We start from the raw sequence: 26,043 nt of genomic DNA on the forward strand, positions 1-26,043 counted from the left end.
AAAATGATTAAAAATGTTTTTCTATTTTTTCTTTTTATTGCCGGTTTAAGTGGCTATAGTCAAACGGTACTTAATGACAATCAAAAATTAAAATTCAAACACTACTCGCTAACAGAGGGTTTGTCACAAAGTTCGGTATTGTGTATCCTTCAAGATAGTAAAGGATTTATGTGGTTTGGTACAAGAGATGGTCTTAACAAGTTTGATGGCCAAAATTTTACAACATTTAGGCACAATTCGCAAGATTCAACTTCTATTAGTAATAGTTATATAAGATCATTAATTGAAGATAAGGAGGGCAATTTGTGGGTTGGGACAATGAATGGTCTCAATAAGTATATAGCTAATGGAAATAAATTTGAACGTTTTAAGCAGGACGATGGTAAAAACAGTATTGCAAATAATGAAATTTGGGACATGGTCTCAACAAAAGATGGAGATCTGTGGTTAGGGACCAATTTTGGTCTTGAAAGGTTTGATCCTAAAACTCATAAAGCGTCCCATTTTAAACCAAAAGGAAAAAATGGAAATCCCAACACTCAAATTCGCTCGCTTTTGGTCGCTTCGGATGGAAACTTATGGATTTGTCATACCAAAAATATAGAAGTTTATAATCCTCAATCCAAAATCTACAATGAATATAATTATCCACATGGTGAAGCCAAAGAGGTGAATAAAAACTATGCACCTATAATTTACGAAGATGATCAAAATAACCTATTGCTTGGCTATAAAAACGGACTATTTCTTTTTGATCCTAAGGACTCGACTTTTAAGCCTTATCAACTAAAATCAAAAATATATCCAGTCATACGAGATGAGATAAGAAGCATCGGTCAAGATTATTTGAACAATCTTTGGATTGGAACCTATAATGGCTTGTATCTGATTCATAAGAAAGATGGTCAGGTATATCATTATGTCCACGATGAAAATGACCCAACCAGTTTAAGCCAAAATTCCATTTATTCCATTTATGAAGATGTCAGAGGCGATTTCTGGATAGGTACTTATGCGGGAGGTGTCAATTATTATGATAGAAGCTATGATGTTTTTAAGAGTTTTATTGCAGGCTCCAACGATTTGAAGTTGAACTACATGGTGGTGAGCTCCATCATTGAAGATCCGAATCAGAATCTCATTATAGGAACTGAAGGTGGAGGTATTAATGTGTATAATCATTCTACGGGCCGTTTTACTTACTATACACATAGCGATTCAAACGCTAATAGTTTGAGCACGGATAATGTGAAGGCAATGATCCGAACAAGTGATGGTAATTATTGGGTGGGGATGCATGATGGCGGCATCAATGTCGTTAATTTGACAAAACAACCCTACTCTATTAAAAAATATGTGAATCACCCGACTGATAGCATGAGTTTGAGTAGCAATCGGATTATTTCTTTGTTTGAAGATGCGCGCCAGGATGTTTGGATTGGTACGTCTGGTGGCGGGCTAAATAAATGGCAACATGATACAAAGAACATCATCCGGATAAAGGCTCCTTCAAACTCTATAGGATCTATCATCTATGCCATAACCCCAATGAGCAACAAAAACAGTTTGCTGGTTTCAAGTAACAAAGGGTTGGCAAAAATAAATGTCCTAACGCATGAATGGACCCCATTACCCTATAAAAGAATGATTCAGAACACCGATCATATTCATGCTACTTTATACGCTTATGAAGATATAAATCATAAACTTTGGGTTGCCACTGAGGGTGATGGATTGTACCATTATGATTCCGAAACTCAAGAAAGTACTAAATATGGGATGTCCAATGGTTTGCCTAACGAAGTGATTTATGGGATTTTGCCTGATGATTTCAATACCATCTGGCTTAGTACAAACAACGGTTTGAGCCGTTTTGATCCTGTGACTAATACTTTTACAAACTTTGATGTATCGGATGGCTTAGTCAGTAATGAATTCAATTATGGAGCCTTTAAAAAACTGTCCAATGGTGACCTTATGTTTGGTAGTGCCAACGGAATTACCTATTTCAATCCTAATGACATCATTAAAAATACCTATGTACCACCTATATCCATTACCTCTTTTAGGGTCAACAATCAACCTTTCTTTGTTGATGATGAAGAAGAAAAAATCACACAACTCAAACACTATCAGAATGCCGTTAGTTTTAATTTTGTTGCGCTTAGTTATTCCCAACCAAATAAAAATGAATATGCATATAAGCTTGAAGGGTTTGACAACGAATGGGTCAATATAGGAAATAATAAATCCGCAACGTATACCAATCTCGATTCGGGAATCTATACTTTTAGAGTCAAGGCCGCTAACAATGATGGACTTTGGAATGAGGAGGGGGAATCTATGTCTTTTATCATCAAAGCTGCACCATGGTTGACATGGTGGGCATATCTTATCTATGCGATAATAATTGTAACGGTTCTTTTAATCATCAGAAAATACAGTTTGATCAGAATCCACGAGAAAAACGAACTAAAGTTTGAACGTCAGGAAAAGGAGCGGATTGAAGAGATCAATCAAATGAAACTTCGCTTGTTTACAAACGTATCTCATGATTTCCGTACCCCATTAACCCTAATTATTGGGCCATTGGAACGCATGTTGCATAAAAAAATTGGGTCGGCATATATTCAGCGACAACACGAAATTATGCATAGAAATGCTAGTGTTCTGTTACAATTGATCAATCAATTATTGGATTTCAGGAAAAGTGAATCGGGGCAATTAAAATTGGCAGCTTTAAAAGGCGATATAGTTCCATTCATTAAGAACATAAAAATATCGTTTGATGAATTGGCACGTCTTAGAGATATCGACTATCACTTTCACACAGAAGACGAATCGATCGAATTATGGTTTGATAATATCGACCTAAAGAAAGTTGTTTATAATTTGCTTTCAAATGCATTTAAATTTACACCAGAAGGAGGTCAAATTTCTATTAGACTTTCAAAAGCAACTAAAATGAAATCTAATCTGACGGCGAAGGAGTTTTTAAGATTGGAGGTCAAGGATAGTGGAAGAGGTGTGCCTAAGGAAAATCTTAAATTTATTTTTGATCGATTTTATCAGTTGGGACAGGATGATACGACACGTTCTGGTACGGGGATTGGTTTAGCCTTGACCAAAAGTATTGTCGAATTACATCATGGAAAAATTAAAGCGAAAAGCAACGAAGGAGAAGGTACCACATTCATAGTTTTGTTACCGTTGGGTAATGCACATTTATCAGAGACGGAAATGACTAGTAATCAGGATATCGTTTCTGGATCATTTTATTTTAACAATCCAAATTATATGATCAAGGACTTGCTGCCTGAAGATCTTGATGAAGATAATGAAGAACTTGAAAACAATATTTCAGGAATCACTATTTTAATTGTTGAAGATAATATGGAAGTCAGGTTATTTATCAAGTCAATCTTTGAATTAAATTACGACATTTTGGAAGCCGAAAATGGCGAAATGGCTATTGAAATTGCGAACAACCATAAAGTGGATCTCATTATCAGTGATGTGATGATGCCAAAAATGAACGGTATTGAAATGTGCCACCATATCAAAAGTAATATTTTAACTAGCCACATCCCGGTCTTATTGCTGACCGCCAAAACATCAGAAGGTGCACAAAGACAAGGTTATGAAACTGGGGCTGATGCATATATTACTAAACCTTTTGATGCTAATATATTGGAATTGAAGGTTGATAACTTATTGATGACAAGGAAAAGATTAATTGAGAAATTTCGAAAGGACATTATTCTTGAGCCTTCAAAACCAAAGGTAACCTCTCCCGATGAAATCTTTTTGCAAAAAGCTATTGATTTGGTTGAAGCTCATATTAATGATTCGGAGTACTCCATTAATGATTTTGTAAATGAAATGGGGATGAGCCGTTCAGCGTTATATCGGAAATTAAAAGCGGTAACTGATCAATCTATTACCGAGTTCATCAGAACCATTAAATTAAAAAGAGCAGGGCAATTAATCCTTCAAACTGAACTTAATATTTCAGAAATAGCATTCGACCTTGGATTTAACGATTTAAAACACTTTAGAAAATCTTTCCAGAAATTATTTGATGAACTACCGTCACAATATCGTGCAAGACATGGTTCGAATAACCTAGGAACTCCAGAATCATAAAATTGAGATGTAAGATTTATTTACTTAAATCGTACTATTATCACCTAATTATGTGATGTTTGAGGTTAAAGAACAGATAACCCCTTGTCAAAAATCTCATTACCCCCTCAAAAGATGTTAATTGTCTCTTAATTTTACAGTACTATTTATTTAAAGTCATAAAACTAAGACGCAAATGAAAAATCAAATTCAAATCCAATCGATTAGGCCATCTTATAATGGCAATGTCGTTTTTCTTATTTTTTTATGTTGTACCTTATTTAGTATGTCCTCCTTTGCGCAAGCTCAAACGATAAAGGGAACCGTACTGGATGAAATCGGGATGCCCTTACCAGGCGCCAACATTTTGGAGACCGGCACAAAGAATGGTGTCACTACGGATTTTGATGGTAACTATACGCTCCAGGTGACTCCAGGTTCGAGCATTACAGTTACCTATCTTGGTTATAAGACCCAAGTGATTAGCGTAGGGACCAAATCGACTATTGATATTACTATGGAACCTGATTTACAACAATTGGAAGAAACCGTAATTATTGGTTATGGTTCGGTACAAAAGAAAGATCTCACGGGGTCGGTTGCAACAGTCAATATGGATAAACTAACCGAGGCACCCGTAGCCAATTTTGACGAAGCCTTAGCTGGACGTGTTGCTGGTGTTCAGGTAAGTGCTAGTGGCGGTGAGCCGGGGAGTGCAATGAACATTGTTATTAGAGGGGGGAACACTGTTAACGGTGACAACTCGCCATTATATGTCATGGATGGCTTTATAGTTGAGAATTTTGACCCTGGAATAATTGACCCATCAGATATTGAAAACATGACTGTATTAAAAGATGCTTCGGCTACGGCCATTTATGGGGTACGAGGTGCCAATGGAGTGATTATCATAACTACAAAACGAGCAAAGACAGGAGCCACAAAAATTACCTATGAAACGCGCTTGGATGTTAAAAACGTATCAAATACCTTAGAGGTGTTGGATCCGTATGAGTTTTTAAAATTATCGTCTGAAATTAATGAAGGTAGTACTACGAGTAGATTTCTTACTGTTCCTGACGAAGATACAGGTCAAAACATCCTTGTAGGAACGCTTGAAGATTATAAAAACGTTAAAGGAAGAGATTGGCAAGACGAAGCATTTAGAACGGCTTATTCCAAAACCCACAAACTTAATATTTCAAGTGGTAGTGACAAGACGCGCCTAAATGCCTCCATCAATGCGGTGCAAGATCAAGGATCGCTATTGAATTCCGTTTATAATCGTATCAACGGTAGAATTACGGTCAATCATAAAATTAATGATAAACTCGATGCAACAATCGATGTTCTTTATACCAACGACATTCAAGATGGATTGGACGTAAGAGGATCATCCTCCTATTCATTTATGAGAAACTTGATCACCTATAATAATGTAGCCAATAAGTTTATTGACTATCCTGAAGGGTATGATCCATTGGATCAGGTAAGTGATGAATACGATTTGATTAATATCGTAAGTTGGCACCCTATCGTGTCCCTGAAAAATGAATACAGACGACGTGAGAACGATCGTTTCATTGCCAACGTAAGTTTAAAGTATAAAATCAATTCTGACTTTACTTTTGAAACCAAAGGCAGTTTCAATACACAGTTTAGAGAAACTGGGATTTTTAACAACAGTAACACGGTATATGGTCGTTTGACCAATAAGATTAATGGTATCAACGGTACCAAGGATCATCAGCGTTGGAAAAACTTTTCTACGGTGAACACCTTGAATTATAAAAAGAAATTTGATGATCACTCCATCGATGGTTTGGTGGGTGTGACCTTGAACGTCAGAAAAACGTCAAGAGACCGATACAGTTCCATCGAGATTCCGAAATATCTTGAAGGATTGGGAATCAACTCCATGGACGGAGGTACGTTGGACAGTTCCAATGACATCAACAGTACGAATGAATCGAGAATCTTTTCAATATTAGCGCGGGTCAACTACGGTTATAAGGGCAAGTACTTGTTTACGGCCTCAATAAGACGTGATGGATCGTCTGCCTTCCCAGTCGCAAATAGAATTGGGTATTTCCCATCGGCAGCGGTATCGTGGAATGCAGATCGCGAAAACTTCATCAAGGACTTAAATGTGTTTTCTCAGTTGAAATTAAAAGCAGGTTACGGTAAGACGGGTAACGACAGAATCCCGGGAACGGCCCGATTTGAGTTCTTAACAGATTCCAATGCCTCTTATTTTTATGACGGACAAACTGTTTCAGGTCAGCGCCCTACCAGTTTTGGAGCTAATCCAAACTTATTCTGGGAAACTACGGAGCAATATAACGCCGGTTTGGACATGGGTTTCTTTGATGATCGTTTGTCAGTGTTAGTTGAGGTGTACCAAAAAGACACCAAAGATCTTTTGATCAATGCCGATGCTGCACTTTCCCAAGGGTTTTCATCGATCTGGACCAACTCAGGACAGGTAAGAAACCGAGGTTTGGAAATCAGTTTGAATACGTTGAACGTAAAGACCAAAAACTTTAGTTGGTCATCAGACTTTAATATTTCCTTTAACCAGAACTCCATTGTCTCCTTACCAGAAGGGAAACCTATTTTTGGAAAACCTAATTACTATCAGAGGTTGAGCACCAATCAATTTATTGTTCAGGAAGGAAAATCTCTAGGTAATATGTTCGGCTATATTTCGGATGGTGTCTATCAACCGGAAGATTTCGAGAATTATGATCCTACCGCATCATCACATACCCTTATTGCTGGACAACCAAGCTATAAGTCCAACCACCAGCCAGGTGATGAAAAATATAAGGATTTAGACGGAGACGGGAATATCTCAGGTGGTGACAAAACTATCATCGGAAACGCCTTGCCAACGCATTTTGGCGGATTTGGGAATACGTTCACTTACAAAAATTTCCAACTGAGTGCCTTTTTACAATGGTCCTACGGTAATGACATCCTCAACGCCAACAGATTGGTATTTGAGCAAATGGATAGACCAAACCAAAATCAATTGGCAACTACCCTAAACCGATGGTCACCTGAAAATCAAGATACCGATATGTTTAGAGCCGGAGGACAAGGATTTGAGGATATCTCTTCTCGTATCGTAGAAGATGGTTCTTATTTAAGATTAAAAACCGTAAATCTTTCATATAAGTTATCGAAAGATGTGGTCGAGAAATTAAAGATGAACAGTATCGAACTATACCTCTCTGGACAGAACTTAATCACTTGGACCAATTATTCAGGATTTGATCCTGAGGTGTCCGTAGAAAACTCATTAATCACCCCGGGTATTGATTATTCTGCTTATCCAAAGCATAGAATATTCAGTTTTGGTGTCAATGTTTCATTTTAAAAAAATTAGATCATGAAAATAAAATTCATTTTAACAATAATGCTCACCGCTTTTATTTTGCAAGGTTGTGATGACCAATTAGAAATAGATCAGCAAGACAATATAACCGCTGAAAATCTCTATGATACCAGAGATGGCGCTTTGGCAGGTTTAACCGGAGCTTACAGCCGCGTGGTTCAGGTGTATAGGAAAGCCGTAATTAATGCCCATTATCCAACAGATTGGACCGATGAAGGTTTGTACAATAGAAAGGGAATGCAGGATATCAGTAAAAATAACTTTACGGCATCCGATCCTACGTTGACTGAGATCTGGGCTCAATACTACGAAGGTGTAGCCGCAACCAATGCACTTTTGGTTGGTTTGGCAGATTCTCCTTTGGACGATGACATCAAACAAGGTTTTATTGCCGAGGGACGTTTTTTAAGAGCCTTCCTGTATTTTGATATTGAAAAAGCATTTGGTGGTGTTGAAGGTATTCCGATGCCTTTGGAAGAAACCAACAAACAACTATTGCCCAGAACCCCTGGGATAGAAGTTTATAAACAAATTATAAAAGATCTGGAATACGCTGAGCAATATTTGCCTACAGCAGCCGCGGCAACGCCGGGTAGAGCTAATAAAAGTGCTGCCAGAGCTTTACTGGCCAGGGCTTATTTGTATATGGCCAGCAAGCCGTTCAATGAGGCCGGAGCCTATCAAAAATCGAGTGAATGGAGCAAGAAAATTCTTGATGATCCGTATCACCAATTGAATCCAAGTTATGAAGATGTTTTTAATCAATTGGCCATGGGCAATTACGAAACCAAAGAAACCTTATTTCAGATTGGGTTCTCTTATGCCGATCTTGATAACAATCAGGCCTCTAAATTAGGATCCTCCTTTGGGATGAAAATTGACGACGAAAGTTGTGGTGGTAAAGGATATGCAACAGCGTACGTCACCATAAATTTGGTGTTGAAATATAGATCAGACCCTTCCGATGATAGAGGCTGGTGGAACGCGAGCCCCTATTTTATGAAGCGAAATAACGACTGTGAATTGAGTACGATCAATAGCCAGTTTATGTATCCGGTATCCAAATGGCGCCGATTCTTGGAGCCAAACAATACCAATACCAGTTGGGGACCTCACCATTGGCCCGTTATCCGGTTGGGTGGCGTCATGTTAATGTATGCAGAAGCACAGAACAAATTATCTCCAGGATCGACAGAAGCGTTAAACGCTGTGAATGCCGTTAGAGAGCGTGCAAATGCCACACCAATAACTACGGTTACTGATGAAGCTATTCAGGAAGAACGTTTATTGGAATTGGCATTTGAAGGCCAACGTAAATTTGATTTGGTAAGATGGGGATTGTTGGAGCAAAAAGTTACACAGACCAAAGCGTTGATGAAAACTTTAGAAAATGACCCTAACTTTATCAACGACGACTGGACCTCATTAGGCGAGCCTAATTTGGGACCGGATGGCATTCCGGAAAGTGGTGATGAGCCTACCAATCGGAATATCCGAGTGAACGTAATGAATCCATCATTTGAATTCTATGATGGTTATAATGATTTTGATCCTTCAAAGCATTACATCTTGCCAATTCCAGAACAGGAGTTAGGGGTGAATACCAATTTAAAACAAAACAAAGGCTGGTAGTCAAAGATTATAACAATTAAAAAACATAGAAAATGAAAAATACAATTTATAAGTTGTCAGTACTGGTCTTCGGAATACTGGTGTTTCAAAGTTGTGATGATTTAGATGAAGTGGAGGTCCCTAATTTTGATGTCGCTTTTAATACCACCGCAAAAGTTGATGAACCGGTACAATTTACAGTTGATAACGCACCCAATTTCCTAAACTTTTATGCTGGCGATTTTGGTCATCAATATAAGTATAAAGATCGCACCAATGCCGATGGGAAAGTGACCATGTCATTTTTAAATTCCCAAAAATGGGGATTAGGCTCTAACGCTACGGAAACTTTGACTGTTTGGTATTCCAAGGATTATGATGGTAGTGGAACTGCTGAAGCCGTAAATAATGCCACCTGGATCGAAATAACCGATCGTTTCGATATCTCTGACCGATATGATTTTGATTTTCAAAGTTCTGGTGAGGTTGATATTTCCGACTTGGCAGATGGAGAAAATATTTATTTTGGTTTTAGGTACTTCTCAGATAATGTAGAAGATCGAGGAGCAGAGTGGTATTTTGATGGGTTTGAGATTGAGATGGACGTTGAAAATGCTCCAGCACCTCTCACCGTTGCCGATATGATCAATCCCGGATTTAAGTCGGTTGACGTACAAGGCATTGTAGATGGTTGGAATGCGGCCAAATGGTATTACGATACCGGCAAAAATATTTGGAGAATGCGAGGGAATAGTGATCGAATAGTAAATGAAGACTGGCTCATTACGAATGCCATTAATCTCACAAAAGTGAACCCGGATAAAGGGATGCCTTTAAAAACATATTCTGAACAGTTGAAGACATTTGAGTATATCTATGGAAAAGCCGGGACTTACACCATCACTTTTGTAGGTAGTAATGAGACTATTTATGGACAGGAAGGAAATGTGAAGGAATATACCATCACCGTCACCGAATAACGGTTTTTAGATAAACGTCTTTTTAGATCGTGTCTTATAGATTATAGAAAGCCCCGAACAGTGCAAACATTTTTTGCCACAGTTTGGGGTTTTTACGTTTATAACCATAGGCCAAAATAGGAAGATTGCGCTACTGGTTGTTTAAGTAGAGTGTGAGTTTAAAAGATCGGAAGACAGCATTATACTTATGAAAATCAAGGGATAATATCAGGATTGAACAATATAGCCCCCTTTCATTACGAGTTAGCCCCCCCTTTTTAACACATCTAAAATGCTATATTTACTAAAACAAATCTTTTAATCTTAAAACAAAATCAATATGAAAAAAATTACTCTTAAAATCTCACTGCTACTCCTATTGAGTGTAGTAACGTATTCAATGAATGCCCAAGTCACTTATTACGAGGATTTCAGGTATGAAAATACAGAGAGAGGATTTACCGTTCAGAAAGTATCCTTGGGTGGCCATGATGCCAATCAAGTTGGAAAACGAGTCAATGATATCGTGGGGCCACAAGGCTCTGCTGGAGACGATTCCAATGGCCAATTCGATCCTACCTCAAGGCCGGACGAGAGAATCCCTGACGGTAGAACACGCGATCAAAGAGCCATTGCATTTACCAATACCTCTGGATCAGCCGATGATAACAATCAGGCCAACTATGCTATTGAGGCTTGGGCATTAATGACCAATCAAGATCTCTCAACAGTCAATTCTCCTATGGTTTCGTTCTGGACGCAACAACGTTTTGTATTTGGAGCTGGCGCTACTTTAACGGTTTGGGTGTCTGAAAACTATACTCACGGTGATGCACCGAGTACTGCTACTTGGACCAATGAAACTTCCAATATTGTGGGAGCTATAGCTACCTCAGGGGTCGCTCCTCAAACCTATGTGAAAGGTGAACTGGATTTATCCGCCTATACAGGGAATTCGGTTACCGTGGCTTTTAAAATGGAAACCAACGATGCAGCTTTTGAAGAAGGAGTGATGCAGCATGGCACTTTTTATATTTCGGATGTTGCTTTTGGCGCGGCTCCCCAACAAGTTGCCAATGGTGCATTCAGCGCACTGAATATCAGTGCTTCAGGGCAGGCCAATATTTTTAATACACCAAGCGCCTCTATCTCAGAGAGCAATTTTAGCAATACCTCAAAGTGGGCTAATGTCTTAACTGATGACGTTGCCACACCGAGATTGCAAAATGGTATTACCGTACCTGCGGGAGAAGGCTATAAGTTTGAAGTTTCAGGAGCCTATAAACCTATTGTGGTCACCGAAGTAAGATATATTTTAGCCAATGGGACGTCCAATAAGGGAGAGCCAGGTGAGTCAAAATGGATTGTACAGGGAAGTAATGACGACGCCAACTGGGATGATTTGAGTGCGCCTTTAGGTATGTTTTCCAATAACTCAGGTGCTGGTACTGAATATCCTATTGCTCTAAATACAACTAAAGCCTATAGATATTACCGGTTCGTTTTAGCGTCTGAATGGATTCCAACCAATGCGTATACGGCATTGCAGCAATTGGATTTTACGGTGGATGATTCGGTATTATCGGTATCCGAATTTGAAATGGCAACGGAGGCAATTGCCGTCTACCCCAACCCGACTAGAGGCATTATTAATATTAAATTGCCTTCAACTTTAAAAATTCAAAAAGTTGCACTGATAGACGTAACTGGAAAGGAAGTATTTAATCAAGATAGCGGACTTGGAATTGATGTTTCTAACTTTTCTAAAGGATTGTACATTCTAACAGTTCAAACCCAAGATGGCGCTATCACCAGTAAAAAAGTATTGATCAACTAAAAGTAAAATCGTAAAATACATTAAATTAGAAAAAACACTTTATTCACGGTTAGATATGGGTAAAGTGTTTTTTTATGCCTATTCTTTAAGGTTAATGTGAATATGGGCCTATTGTATCTTAGCTAAGGTGTCACTTAACCGTTGTGCCATTTCAATATTGATTGGTGTTTTAGTGGTGCCAAATCAGCGAATTCATCCAAAATGACCAAAAGAGACCCCTTCAATGACCTTTTATACCGCCCTAAATGCTGTAATTCGTCTTTACTTTGTTACTATAAATTGTTGACCAGCAATAAAACCAATTTAAATTTAAAAAAATGAAACATTCCCTATTAAAATCTATTCAGCCTATAAAGCGATCTTACATGATTGCTTTAGTTTGTATTGCCGTAGTAGGCGTCAGCTGCAAAAATCTGGACAAGAAAGAGGTGGCCACCGCCGAAGCCTCCCAAACACCTGAAACACCATCTTTTGATCTCAAGAGCGCTATTGCTGATGTAGATTCACAATTGGAAATATCTGTACCAAAATTAACCGACTTGACCAAACATCCAAGATTGATAGAAACCAATGAAACAGAATGGAAAGAAGTGAATAATCATAAATTAGTATGGACTTCTGGTTTTTACCCTGGTATCTTATGGTATGCTTATGAGGTTACGGGGAAAGACAAGTGGAAAGAAGAAGCGATAAAACGTACGGAAGTTTTTGAGAACTTTAAAAATATTACTGAGCATCATGATATTGGATTTATGATGTATCCAGCTTACGGCTTGGGTTATGAAATTGGCGGAAAAGAAGAATATAAAGATATCCTGTTAACCTCTGCTAACTCTTTGGCCTCTCGATTTAACCCGAAGGTGGGCACGATTAGATCATGGTCAAATAAAATGCATCCGCGGTGGCAACAGCATATTACCATCATAGATAATATGCTTAATTTGGAGTTGCTCTTCTGGGCCGCCAAACATGGTGGTGACCAAAAGTTCTATGATATCGCGGTGACCCATGCTGAAACCACTATGAAAAATCATTTCCGTCCGGATTATACCTCTTGGCACGTTTTGGAATATGACTCTATTAATGGTAATATTCTTAATCATCATACCAAACAAGGTTTTAGTGATGACAGCCGTTGGTCGCGAGGACAGGCATGGGGAGTGTATGGCTATACCATGGTCTATAAGGAAACAAAAGACAAAAAATTCTTGGATTTTGCACAGAAGATAACCGACAAATATTTAGAGTTACTTCCAGAAGACATGGTTCCATGCTGGGATTTTGATGTGGCTCAAGATCCAAATGAAGAAAAGGACGCTTCTGCTGCCGCAATTGTTGCCAGTGCATTGCTGGATCTAAGTATTATGGTTGAGTCTAAGGAAGATCAAGAACGTTATTATAACGCAGCTATCAAAATGCTATCTTCATTGGCTTCAAGCAATTATTCAGGAGTTGGAAAAGCAGATTCATTTTTATTACACTCCACAGGAGCCAAATCATTAGGGCATGAAATTGATGTAGCTCTTATTTATGCCGATTATTATTATATTGAAGCATTGTCCCGATTACAAAAAATGCAAACCCAATAAATTTTCAGATGATGTTTATATTTAATAGGCCTTTTTTTATTCTGATATTAACTGCCTCTTTCCTTCTGAATTGTAAGGAGAAAAATACTGGTGTCGCAGAAGACCACAAGGAAAAGTCACAGCCCAATTTACTGTTTATTTTCCCTGATCAATTTCGTAATGCCGCTATTGGTATCAATAATCAAGATCCCGTGATCACACCCAATATTGATAAAATGGCTGGCGAAGGCATGATTGTTTCCAATGCCATCAGTAGTTATCCACTGTGTAGTCCATATCGCGGGATGTTAATGACGGGCCTATTGCCTTATCACAACAATCTACTGACCAACAGTAATTCACAGCGCTATAAATACGATAATTCTTGGCAAAAGGACGATATCAGTTTTTCTGATGTGTTAGTCGAAAATGGTTATGATGCGGGATACGTTGGTAAATTGCATTTGACCTCACCACCACCCATTGCAGGTAAGGACTCCGTCATTTGGGATGCCTATACCCCTAAGGAATTCCGCCACGGATTCAATTTCTGGTATTCTTACGGCACCTTTGATCAGCACAACAACCCACACTATTGGATCAATGACGCCAAAGAGGACGAGTTGACTCAAATCAATGAATGGTCGGCAAAACATGAGGCCGATGTGATTATTGACTACTTAAAGAATCCATCTGCCGAAACACGCAGTAAAGATAAACCGTTCGCTTTGTTCTGGTCCGTAAATCCACCACATCCACCTTATCATTATGTTCCCGAAAAATATATGAAATTCTATGAAGACAAATCTCTTGATGAATTGCTGGTAAGGGATAATGTCGATTTGGAAACGGCTGCCAAAGACTTGGCATTCCATAAAGGCGCTACCAGAGGCCGCACCAATTTGGCTAAAGACCACGTTGCTGAATATTTTGCCATGGTTACCGGTGTTGATGAACAAATCGGCCGTGTCTTGGAGGCCTTGGAAGAAGAAGGTTTGGACGACAATACCATTGTGGTGCTAACTTCCGATCACGGTGAAATGATGGGCAGTCACGGATTGATGTCAAAAAATATCTGGTACGAAGAATCCATTAATGTGCCGTTCATTATCCGCTGGCCAGAACGTTTAAAAGCGGGGCAAAAATCGGATCTATTGATCAGCCCTACGGATATTATGCCAACCATTTTAAATATGATGGGCGCTACCAAAGGCATCCCTTCAGATTTGGATGGAAAGGACCTTTCCAGTCTTATTTTGGAGGATAAAGGTGACGAACCACAATCGGTCATGTATTATTTTATTGAGGAAGGCCAGCCTGCCTCAGGACATCGCGGTTTACGCACCAAAAGATTTACCTACGTGATTACTTTAGATGGCAAGGACCAAGAGCGGAATATACTTTTTGACAACCAGGAAGATCCTTATCAAATGAATAATATTGCCGATTCTGCTCCTGATATCAAAGAGAAATTGCATCAAGACTTGTTGGAGCAATTAAAATTGAAAAAAGATCCGTGGTTGGAGCGTTATAAGGAACTTCAAAAAAATAAGTGAGGGTGCCATTCAGCCTTTGGTATGAAACATGCATCTCTGGCGTTAATTAAATTGATAAAAAAATGATGATGATACAAACCGCTTTCCAAAATACCCACAAATCCCTAATTTTAGCAACTTTATTTTTGCTCACCTCGGTAGTCAGTTTTTCCCAACAAAACTATCGTCCGGCGGTGGAATCTTTTGAATCCCCAACCGCTTTGAGTTCTTTTGATAGCACTAATGGGAAATTGTCTTTGTCAAACGCGCACAGTCGTTTCGGGAAATCGTCACTGGAATGGACTTGGCATGGGGAAAGTGCCATAGGAACTTCACACTTTAAGATTTTGAGTATGGAGGAGAGCCCATTACAATATGGTGCCCATTTTCCTGCATCGCCTACGCTTCATTTGTCAGTTTATAGTGAAGCACCGCAAGATGGCAGCATTACCATAGCGTTTGAAAAGGATGGAAAGCAAGAGGTCCATTTTGATCTGAATCTGGACTTTAAAGGCTGGCGACGTATATGGGTGCCATTTTACGAAATGAAAGGAAATCCTCCTCAGAAAGGAGCACAAGTAGATTATGATTATTTTAAAGTCAGTACGACCTCTGCAAAAGGAAAACTGTTTTTTGACGATATCATTTATGCACAGTACCAGGATGACAGACACCAATATCCCGATGAGTTTGTGCCGTTTATAAAAGCGGATAAGGTTTTGAGTGATGACCATTGGATGCCGCTGATTTCAAACTTTGATCGCATCAGGAATTTGGAAGCTGGTCCAGTGTCTATGGCCATCCGCATGGACCTTAAAAAAATTGAAGCGCAGATTGATCAAGACCTTACCATTGCCGATCGGTACAAAGTGTATATGAACACGTTGAAAGAGGATTATAATAGTCTTGGTCTTAAAGATACAGGCGAGACAGTACAAGGACCGCCATTGACTTTTAGAGAGCAACAGGAATATTTTAACGAACGACAACAAGGTAAAAAAACCTTTAATGATATATCCGATCTGGGCAAAGTATTGAACAAGCTCAGTAAATTTCACGATCGGGCCACCCCGGAGCAAAAAAAGCAAATCGCTGACATGTTTGTTGCCGGAACCAAATACTTTTTGGACCAAGGTTGGGTTGCCGGAAGTAATGGAGGCACCAGACATCATATTGGTTATGGTGTACGGGAAATCACCGAAGCTTTTTTTAGAATGCGGATCGTGCTCTATGACAACGGACTTTTGAATGATGTTGGAGCGAGTCTGCATTGGATCTATAATTTAGGAATGCTCTTGGATAATCCCGATAATTTTCATGTAAATATCGATTATTTGAATACCCAGGCCTATTACCACTTAATGATGATTTTTCTTTTTGAAAAACAGGAAGATCAAGCTGCATTATTAGCCGCCTATTCTAAGTTTCTATCTATTACCATGGCTCAGGAAGATGAGGAGTGGGGCTTTAAACCAGACGGATCTGCTTGGCACCATAACGGACATTATCCTGCCTATGCTTTGGGAGCTTTCAGCACCGTCCCTAAAATCATGAAAATGTTGTCTCCTACCCGATTCAGAATCCGTCCAGAAGGCCATCACAATTTTAAACGCGCATTTTTGACCCTGAAGGATTTTAGCCAACTCTATAATTGGGGCTTTGGAAATTCTGGTCGTCATCCTTTGGAAGATGGTGGCATCCAGAGCTTAAAAGATGAGTATTTAATGCTCGCTTATTCGGGCAATCCGGATGGGACGGAAGCTATCGATAAAGATGTGGCTTCGGCCTATCTCAGACTTTGGGGTGACGATGATCTTTTTAATACCAATATTTTTACCGGAATCAATGGTATTCAAAAAGAACGCATGCCCGGTTATAAAACCTTGCCTTATGCAGCAACGGCAGTACACAGACGGAATCAATGGGCTGCATTATTAAAAGGGTACAGCAAATATGTATGGGCCTCAGAGATTTATGTGGATGAAAACCGCTACGGCCGATATCCTGCTAATGGCACCATTGAACTTCTGAATAGAAACGGCGAAAGTGGCAGTGGTTTTCGTCAAGAGGGCTGGGACTGGAACCGATATCCAGGAGCTACCGTTGTGTATTTACCTTTTAAAGAATTGGAGCCCAAAATGCCATTGATCATGTTCAGGTCCAATGAGTCCTTTGCTGGCGCTACAACATTGGATGGCAACGGCATCTTTGGAATGATTCTTAACGAAGGCAAAGGATCCAATGCCGATGGGAAAGAGGTGAATGTCGGTTTCCCAGGTCGGTTACGAGCAAAGAAATCGGTGTTTTCTTTTGGCGATAAATTGATTGCCATTGGTACGAATATTTCAAGTATTGATAAGGAAAACCCAACGCAAACCAATATATTCCAATCCTATTTGGAAGATTCCAAACAGATCCTATATTCCTCTGCAGGAGATATGAAGAAATTTCCGATGAATTCTGAATTGAAATCTGATGGAAAGCAACACTCTTGGATTGTGGATCCTTATGGATCTGGATATTATATGCTATCCGACAACGCGGTACATTTTAAAAAAGCACATCAAAAATCTTATCATAACAAGTATTCCATCAACACGGGTGGGATGAACAAAAAGGGGAAAGGCGCCAAAGAAACCGAGGGCGATTATGCCTCAGCATGGATTGACCACGGTATGGCACCCGATAATGATGCTTACCAATACGTGATTTATCCATTTTTAAACAGTAGGGATCAGCATGGTTTTGGTAAAATGGCAGCGGACGATGATTCATACATAATTAAAAGAGCCGATAGTATTGCTCACGTGGTGTATGATGTACCTTCGAAAACTACAGGCTATGTCATTTTTGAGGCCAATAAGCAGATGACCGATGGAATATTAAAAACCGTATCGGAGCCTGCCTTTGTCATGCTCAAAGAGAATACGGTAAACTTGATCACCATCAGTGTGGTTCAACCTGACCTTAACTTTCCTGAATACAAGAAAGGTAAATTTCGAAATTACAGTCAGCCGGTAGAAATGGAAATTACTTTAAATGGTAAATGGAGTCCTTATGCAGAAGATTTTATAAAGTCCACATCTCACGAAAACGGGACCACAAAAATTAAGATGCGTTTCATTGATGGCTTGCCAAGAGAAGTAAAATTAAATAAACTATAGACGTTTTGATCATAGGCTTCTTTGGATGGGTATAGGAGAAGCCATTGGCTAAGATATAAGATTGAAGAATGAGACACCTGCGTTCAAATAGACATGTATCGCTTGTTAAAGTGATTGGGCTAACGGTTTGTTTGGCACTTTTAGCCGGCGCCTGTCAATCCGTGCGGACTACAGGAAGTTCAGTTAAAACACCAAACCAAGCGTTGATTTGGCAAAAATACACCGGTGAAATTAATAGTCCTGAAATCCCGACGCTTTTCGATTATTCCTATGCCGGCTACCAACTTGGTGAACAAGGAATCCCTGAGAAATTCCCAAAACTCAACGTGTTTAATGTGCTCGACTATGGCGCTATTCCTAATGACACCCTTTCCGACCAGGAGGCCATTCAAAAGACCATTGATGCCGCTGAATTGAACAATGGAGGCATAGTGTTGTTTCCTCCTGGGGAATTTTTGGTCAATGTCAACCCCACCGAAGCCATCCCCATTGAGATTACAAAATCAAATATTATTTTAAAAGGACGTGGATGGGGAGTAAACGGGACCACCATAAATATGAAAGACCACATGCTTCAAAGCTATCCGGACCAACCGGAATGGCAGGTCAACTATATGTTCAAATTTTTTTCCAAGCAGAAAGATGGCACACCGTCTCCCATTATTAAAAGTGCAAATTCAGGGGATTTCACCATTGAAGTCGAGAATGCTTCTGCTTTTAAAAAAGTGAAATTCATCCAACTTGAAATGCCACCCAATGTCGAAGCGGTTACGGAAGCTCTTCAAGACAATCCTGCCCGTCCGCATTGGGAACGCATCAAAGAAACTGGAGTCACCTATGTGGAAAATCATGAGATCGTAGATGTCTCTGGCAATATCATTACCTTAAAAGATCCGGTGATCAATACCATCAACGCGAATTACCATTGGGTGGCAAAACCATTTTATCCTTTGGAAAATGTCGGTGTCGAGGACATCTTTTTCAAAGCTAATTTTGAGGACAAATTTATACATCATAAAGATTTTTTGCACGATAATGCCTGGTCCATGGTGTCCTTGAATCGGGTGGCAAATTCGTGGGTAAGACGTTGCCGTTTCAGTTCGGTAACCGGTGGTGTTTCTTTTGCCAACAGTTGTGCGTCCTCCATGCTGATGTTGTTATTTGAAGGCAATAGCGGTCATAAATTGACCAATGTCACCCAGTCGGCACGGATTCTGACCGGATTGATTAACGATCAGTCCTGTGAAGGGCAGTTTCACGGCGCTTCCATGTCACATAAAACTTCAGGTTCGGTAATTTGGCGCGTCAAAAATCCGAAACAAGGCTGGGATTCCCATGCCGAATTTCCGATCAACAATTTAGTCGATCTTTATGAAGGTGCTAAAATGACCAATCACGGCGGATTTTATAAAAATGAACCGCATCATTTGGAAGGCCTGACTTTATGGAATTACAAGCGCGTAGGGGGCACGGTGGAGAATTATAATTTTTGGAAAATGTCCGGAAAACATGAACGGGATATGTACTGGGGATTTTCAGTGGTCCATCCTATTGTGGTGGGCTTGCACGGATCGGTAACTACATTTAATAAGGACCATGTCGGCTATCTTGAGAGTTTGGGTGACCCTGTGCTGCCCGCATCCCTATATGAAGCCCAATTGAAATTTCGCTTAAAGAACATCCCAGACTGGATTCCCAAAGCCTTAAGGGATTGGCAATCCATGCAGGACAAATGGATTCCAAATAAATCATAATCATGATGAAAAGAGTTTTTTTTATAAGTATGTCGTTGATTTTCCTGTGCCTCTTCGTGTCCTGTAAGAATGATAAGGCTGAAAACATAAGCGCAAAAGAGGAGGCATCAAAAAACAATGGTCCCAACATCGTGTTGATCATGACTGACCAGCATCAGGCGGAAGCGTTAAGCATCGCCGGCAATACCGAGTTGAGTACGCCTAATTTAGATAAATTGGCAAAATCCGGTGTCCGTTTTGAAAACGCCTATGTGACGTTCCCGCTTTGCAGTCCATCGCGATCCAGCATGTTTACGGGAAAAATGCCGCATCAAGTGGGGATCAATTCCAATGCCGATAAAAAGTTGGATACAGAATATATCAATCAGAATTTGCCCCACCTATTGAGTGCCAACGGTTATGATTGCGCCTACGGCGGAAAATGGCACGCACCAGAAGTGGAAATCGATTTGGAAAGTGGCTTTGAAAAAATTTCCGAGTTTGGTGATATTGGCCTTGCCGAAAACACCATCGCCTATATGGAGTCCAAAAAGGATGGTGATACGCCTTTTTTCTTGGTCGCCTCTTTTGACAACCCTCACACCATTTGCGAATGGGCCAGAAATCAGCCGTTACCTTATGGGAATATTGATCTAGTAGATAAGTTTCAAACCCCCGATTTGCCGGTGAATTTTAAAAAGGCCGATGATTTTCCTGAGGCCCTGCAAATCGAACAGGACGCCGATAAATTATCCTATCCCACCCAAAATTATACCGAGGACGATTGGCGCCAATACCGCTACACCTATTACCGATTGATTGAAAAAGTGGATGTTGAGATTGGAAAAATTCTGGATGCAATTGATGATTTGGGTTTGCGCGAGAATACGATTGTAATTTTCACTAGTGATCATGGCGATGGGAATGCCTCTCACGGCTGGAATCAAAAAACAGCCTTGTTTCAGGAATCTATCAACGTGCCCTTTATCATCCGTGATCCATTGATGTCACAAGGTGAACATAAATTGAGCGATCAATTGATTTCCACCGGATTAGATTTTTATCCAACAGTGTTAGACTATGCAGGCATGAAGCCCACAGACGCGTTACTTGGGAAAAGCATTAGGTCTTTAATTCAAGATTCTACCTATAAAAATCACGACTTTGTGGTGACCGAAACCAAATTCGATAGTAAAAACAGTTATGGTACCTTGGGAAGAGCAGTGACCGATAAAAACTACAAATACGTGGTGTACAGTTGGGGAAAAGATCGAGAGCAGTTTTTTGATCTGCGAAGTGATCCTTATGAAATGACTAACTTGGCGGATGATCCTGAGCATTTGAGCATGGTGGACCACTATCGCCAACGGTTGATTGATTGGTGCATCCACACGAATGATCACCAATTTTTAAAACGAGCCATATTGCCGAGTACTAGTGATATGCCGGCCCAAAATCTGTTCAATAAACCTTATTAAAAAATTTAAATAATGATTAAGAGTATCACTTTTTATGTATGTGCCTTGCTTCTTATAGGATGTCAGGACAACGTGATTTACGACGATGTGTTAAAGGATCCGAGCCAATGGGTGGTGGAGCAACAACCGGGTGGCGAAACCAAATTTGTTGACGGGAGTATTGAAGTTGTAGATGTTAAAGGCTGCACCATTTGGTTCAAACACCAATTAGAGGCCCCAGTGAAAATTTCTTACGATATTACTATTATAGATGAGGGCGGACCTTACGATCGGGTGTCGGACATGAATTGCTTATGGATGGCGACTGACCCCAAGCACCCTAATGATTTTTTCGCCGAATCAGAGGAACGTGCTGGGCATTTTCCAAATTACCATCATTTTACTGGGTATTATGTGGGCTATGGCGGGCATCACAATGGGCAAACCAGGTTTAGACGCTATAATGGCAATGTCGATAGACCCTTATTGCCAGAACATGATTTATCTGATCCAAAATTTCTGATTACCGCGAATAAGAAAATGCATATTGAAATTATCGTAAAGGATGGCATGACCAGTTACTCCAGAGATGGCGAGGTCATTTATAAGGTGGATGATCCAGACCCTTATACGCAGGGGTATTTTGGATTTAGAACGGTAAATAACCATATGACCATAGAAAACTTTAAAGTGGAGCGGATTTAAATCAAAACCCGATAGATAGTGTTGACATTTTTAGCCCAACGTTCACTATTTTTTTATCTTGTTATGGCTATGTGAATCTTAAGAAACCTTGCTCCAACGGTGGTAGACTCACGAAAAATTTATAGGTATCTTTAAAGCCATCTAACGGCTCAATGCATTAATTAAAAAATTATGATGACATTCAAAAAATATAGCTTTTTCTTTTATTGCCTTTGTGCTTTACTAGTTGTAGTAGGGTGTAAGGACAACGCAGCAACTCCCAAAACAGAAGACACTGCTCGTTCCGAAGACTCAAAAAAATCAAACATCGTATTTATCTATACGGACGATTTGGGCTATGGCGATATCAGTGCTTACGGAGCGACCGAGATTTCAACGCCAGCCATAGATGCGTTGGCCGATGAAGGCATTCTATTTAACAATGCGTATGCCACGGCGGCCACCTGTACACCATCACGCTATTCGTTATTGACCGGAGATTATGCTTGGCGTAAAAAAGGAACAGGGGTGGCTGCAGGAGATGAAGCCCTCTTAATCGATACCAAAAGAACTACTTTACCGGGGGTATTAAAAACTGCAGGTTATAAAACAGGCATTGTCGGTAAATGGCATTTAGGTTTGGGAGATGAAATGGGGCCGGATTGGAATGGGAAAATCAGTCCTGGTCCGTTAGAAGTTGGTTTTGATTATGCCTATATGATTCCGGCAACTGGCGATAGAGTGCCATGTGTTTTTGTTGAAAACCATCATGTTGTCAATTTAGACCCTAACGATCCTATTTCAGTAAATTACAAAGAGAAGGTTGGAGATTGGCCTACAGGAAAGGAAAATCCAGAGTTGTTGACTATGAAACCATCACAAGGACATAACCATACCATCGTAAACGGCATCAGCAGAATTGGCTACATGGAAGGTGGCAAAACGGCGTTGTGGGATGATGAGACCATCCCGATGGAATTGGTGAATAAATCCAAAATCTTCATCAATTCCAGTAAAGATCAACCTTTCTTTTTGTTGCTTTCTACACATGATATTCACGTCCCAAGGGTGGCTAACTCTATGTTCCAAGGAAAAAGTGGTATGGGTCCACGAGGCGATGTCATATTACAGTTGGATTGGACGGTCAATGAAATTGTAAACACACTCAAAGAAAAAAACTTATTAGACAATACAATTGTCATTTTTTCTAGTGATAATGGTCCGGTTGTAGATGATGGATACCAGGATCAAGCTAGAGAGTTATTAGGAAATCATCAGCCTTCAGGTGGTTTGCGTGGTGGCAAATACAGTGCTTATGATGGCGGTAGTAAAGTACCGTTGATTATCAGATGGCCAGATGGTACTGGAAAAGGAACAGTTTCCGATGCTCTCGTGAGTCAAGTTGATTTCTTGAGGTCATTGGCGGCGTTAGCGGGTGTCGAGAAGGTATATGATGATGTTGTTGACAGTCAAAATACTTTAGATGTCTTTTTAGGAGATAATACTGCAGGGAGAACCTCATTAATACAAGAAAGCTTTATGGGACCATTGTCTTACATAGAAGGAGAATGGAAATATATTGAACCTTTAGACGGACCGACATTAGTGCCTTGGGGGCCAATAATTGAAACCGGCTTTCAATTAGAACCACAGTTGTTTCATTTAAAAAATGATCCGAATGAACAAGAGAACTTAGCTTCCGAATACCCAGAAAGAGTTGAAGAATTAAAAACAAAGCTTGCCGATTTTAAAAAACACGGATTTAAGAATCAACATGAAGTAAATCTAAATTAATTTATAAAAATATCGACTTGAGCACCTAAATTCTAAAATAGAACGGATAACCTGTTTCAATCTTTAAATTAAAAGAATAGTATCATTTTCACCCTAAATTTGGAGAATTTGTCTATACATAATTACCATATTCTTTAGATTTTGCCAATTTATGTATCATCATAAGTTAAATTTGTCTTTAACTTGTGGAAGCTTAAAACGTTTATATCTTGCGAGAAGATTCCTTATACAAATAAAAGAGATTGATTGTTGTGTGTAAGTTTCAGTATATCATTCTTATAGAAGGAGTGTCTTTTAACGCCCCCTTAATTGGATAGTAAGACCCCCTTGATTTATTAGAAGTTATCTGAAATTAGTATTTTATCAGCTTTCAATTGTATAAGGTTTACAGAAAATAACTAATTATTATATACAATAAAATTTATTTAATGCAAAAAATAGTCACCTTTGGAGAAATTATGCTGCGCCTATCTACGGAAGATCATTTAAGGTTTTCACAAGCCAACTCTTTCAAGGTTAATTATGGAGGTGGTGAATTTAATGTGGCCGTTTCTCTAAGCAATTATGGTTTTCCTTCTGAATTCGTAACCAGACTTCCTAATAACGATATTGGACAATCAGCATTGATGGAAATACGTCGACAAAATGTGTCTGCAGAAAACATTATTTATGGCGGTGAACGTTTGGGAATTTATTTTCTAGAAACCGGTGCGGGATTACGTGGCAGTAAAGTGGTCTATGATCGTAATCATTCGGGCATTTCTGACGTTGAAATTGGTGTGATTGATTGGAAAAAGGTCTTTCAAGATGCAAGTGTATTCCATTGGAGCGGACTTACACCAGCTATATCCCAAAATGCAGCTGATGTGTGTTTGGAAGCGGTGAAAGTTGCCAAAGGTATGGGAGTCCTAATTACCACTGACCTAAACTACAGGGCAAAACTTTGGAAATACGGTAAAGCACCTAAAGACATTATGCCAGAACTTTTAAAATACAGCAATGTCATATTGGGAGACCTTGATACCGCTTTCATGATGATCGGAAAAGATAAGGTTAACCCAAACTATAAGGATGCTGACAGTTTACCACAGTTTTATGATCTTTTTTTTGATCAGTATCCTGATTTGAAATATATGGCGACGACCTTGCGATACTCCCGAAGTGCATCCCATCAACAAATAGGTGGTATTTTTTATGATAAAGAAAAATTGTATACCGCAACCGTTAGAGAAATCACACCTGTAGTTGATCGTGTTGGGAGTGGTGATGCCTTTATGGGAGGGATTATTTATGGTCTGGTGCTGGATACGTTTGATCCTCAGTATACGATTAATTTCGCAGTCGCAGCTTGTTGTTTGAAACATACCATTTCGGGTGATTATAACTTGGCCACAAAAGAGGAGGTAGAAGCTCTGGTTAAAGGAGGTCCCTCAGGGATCGTTTCACGATAATTTATAAAAATACGAAAAGAATAATAATAGCTTATGGCACAATTTTCAAGAATAGAAGTCGCAGGTATCATGAAAAAAACAGGATTGGTGCCCTTGTTTTTCAGTCAAGATTTAGAATTGAGCAAGAGTATTCTTAAAGCATGCTATGATGGTGGTGCGCGGTTGTTGGAGTTTACGGCCCGTGGTGATTTTGCTCATGAAGTTTTTGGGGAACTGAACAAGTATGCCATCAAAGAACTACCTGGAATGGTAATGGGTGTTGGATCGGTAACCGATGCGGCGTCAGCTTCCATGTACATGGCATTAGGGGCTAATTTTATTGTTACACCTGTATTTCGTAAGGATATTGCCATCGTTTGTAATAGACGTAAAGTATTGTGGTCTCCAGGATGTGGGTCGTTAACAGAAATTGCAGAAGCGGAAGAAATGGGCTGTGAAATTGTTAAACTTTTCCCTGGCGATAGTTTTGGCGCAAAATTCATAAAGAACATCAAAGGCCCACAGCCATGGACCAATATTATGCCTACAGGAGGTGTGTCCCCTGACCAGGAGAATTTAAAGGAATGGTTTGATGCGGGAGCGACATGCGTAGGCATGGGATCCCAATTAATAACGAAAGACATAGTAAATCAAAAGGATTTTAAGAAGCTGGAAGAGCAGGTCCGATGGACCATTGAGACGATCAAAACCTTGAGGGAATAAATTACAGTTTTGAATATGAAGAA

General features: G+C 39.6%; 14 protein-coding genes. All 14 read left to right on the forward strand.

Annotated features, from left to right (window positions below; all coding sequences use genetic code 11):
• The first annotated feature begins 3 nt into the window (after window positions 1-3).
• The 14 genes from H3Z82_RS14995 (at window position 4) to H3Z82_RS15060 (ending at window position 26,020) form a co-directional block, all read left to right on the forward strand.
• Window positions 4-4,146: a hybrid sensor histidine kinase/response regulator transcription factor gene (locus H3Z82_RS14995; RefSeq protein ID WP_182206318.1), complete on the forward strand. Its 4,143-nt coding sequence runs from the start codon at window positions 4-6 to the stop codon at window positions 4,144-4,146.
• A gap of 175 nt (window positions 4,147-4,321) precedes the next feature.
• Entirely contained in the window at window positions 4,322-7,507 is a 3,186-nt protein-coding gene (locus H3Z82_RS15000; RefSeq protein WP_182206319.1) for a SusC/RagA family TonB-linked outer membrane protein, read from the forward strand.
• Between the two features lie 12 nt (window positions 7,508-7,519).
• Window positions 7,520-9,157: a RagB/SusD family nutrient uptake outer membrane protein gene (locus H3Z82_RS15005; protein WP_182206320.1), complete on the forward strand. Its 1,638-nt coding sequence runs from the start codon at window positions 7,520-7,522 to the stop codon at window positions 9,155-9,157.
• Between the two features lie 32 nt (window positions 9,158-9,189).
• Window positions 9,190-10,116 carry a DUF5017 domain-containing protein gene (locus H3Z82_RS15010; protein ID WP_182206321.1) on the forward strand — a complete coding sequence of 309 codons (927 nt, stop codon included), beginning with the start codon at window positions 9,190-9,192 and terminating at the stop codon, window positions 10,114-10,116.
• 319 nt (window positions 10,117-10,435) lie between these two features.
• On the forward strand, window positions 10,436-11,932 hold the full coding sequence (locus H3Z82_RS15015; protein WP_182206322.1) for a T9SS type A sorting domain-containing protein: 1,497 nt from the start codon (window positions 10,436-10,438) through the stop codon (window positions 11,930-11,932).
• A gap of 317 nt (window positions 11,933-12,249) precedes the next feature.
• Window positions 12,250-13,521 (forward strand): glycoside hydrolase family protein, encoded by a 1,272-nt coding sequence (locus tag H3Z82_RS15020; protein ID WP_220459196.1) that lies wholly within the window; start codon window positions 12,250-12,252, stop codon window positions 13,519-13,521.
• 8 nt (window positions 13,522-13,529) lie between these two features.
• Window positions 13,530-15,056, forward strand: coding sequence for a sulfatase family protein (locus H3Z82_RS15025; RefSeq protein ID WP_182206323.1), 1,527 nt, complete (start codon window positions 13,530-13,532; stop codon window positions 15,054-15,056).
• Between the two features lie 62 nt (window positions 15,057-15,118).
• On the forward strand, window positions 15,119-18,199 hold the full coding sequence (locus tag H3Z82_RS15030; protein ID WP_182206324.1) for a chondroitinase family polysaccharide lyase: 3,081 nt from the start codon (window positions 15,119-15,121) through the stop codon (window positions 18,197-18,199).
• Between the two features lie 68 nt (window positions 18,200-18,267).
• Window positions 18,268-19,953, forward strand: coding sequence for a DUF4955 domain-containing protein (locus H3Z82_RS15035; protein ID WP_182206325.1), 1,686 nt, complete (start codon window positions 18,268-18,270; stop codon window positions 19,951-19,953).
• A 2-nt stretch (window positions 19,954-19,955) separates the two neighbouring features.
• Window positions 19,956-21,410, forward strand: a complete 1,455-nt coding sequence (locus H3Z82_RS15040) for a sulfatase family protein (RefSeq protein WP_182206326.1) — start codon at window positions 19,956-19,958, stop codon at window positions 21,408-21,410.
• A gap of 12 nt (window positions 21,411-21,422) precedes the next feature.
• Window positions 21,423-22,094 (forward strand): DUF6250 domain-containing protein, encoded by a 672-nt coding sequence (locus H3Z82_RS15045; protein ID WP_182206327.1) that lies wholly within the window; start codon window positions 21,423-21,425, stop codon window positions 22,092-22,094.
• A 171-nt stretch (window positions 22,095-22,265) separates the two neighbouring features.
• Window positions 22,266-23,867 carry a sulfatase family protein gene (locus H3Z82_RS15050; protein WP_235982460.1) on the forward strand — a complete coding sequence of 534 codons (1,602 nt, stop codon included), beginning with the start codon at window positions 22,266-22,268 and terminating at the stop codon, window positions 23,865-23,867.
• 428 nt (window positions 23,868-24,295) lie between these two features.
• Window positions 24,296-25,318 (forward strand): sugar kinase, encoded by a 1,023-nt coding sequence (locus H3Z82_RS15055; RefSeq protein ID WP_182206328.1) that lies wholly within the window; start codon window positions 24,296-24,298, stop codon window positions 25,316-25,318.
• A gap of 33 nt (window positions 25,319-25,351) precedes the next feature.
• A complete protein-coding gene (locus H3Z82_RS15060) occupies window positions 25,352-26,020 on the forward strand; it encodes a bifunctional 4-hydroxy-2-oxoglutarate aldolase/2-dehydro-3-deoxy-phosphogluconate aldolase (RefSeq protein WP_182202275.1) in 669 nt (222 codons plus the stop codon).
• Window positions 26,021-26,043: the final 23 nt, after the last annotated feature.

This window comes from Gelidibacter maritimus (assembly GCF_014062315.1).
GTDB classification, from domain to species: domain Bacteria; phylum Bacteroidota; class Bacteroidia; order Flavobacteriales; family Flavobacteriaceae; genus Gelidibacter; species Gelidibacter maritimus.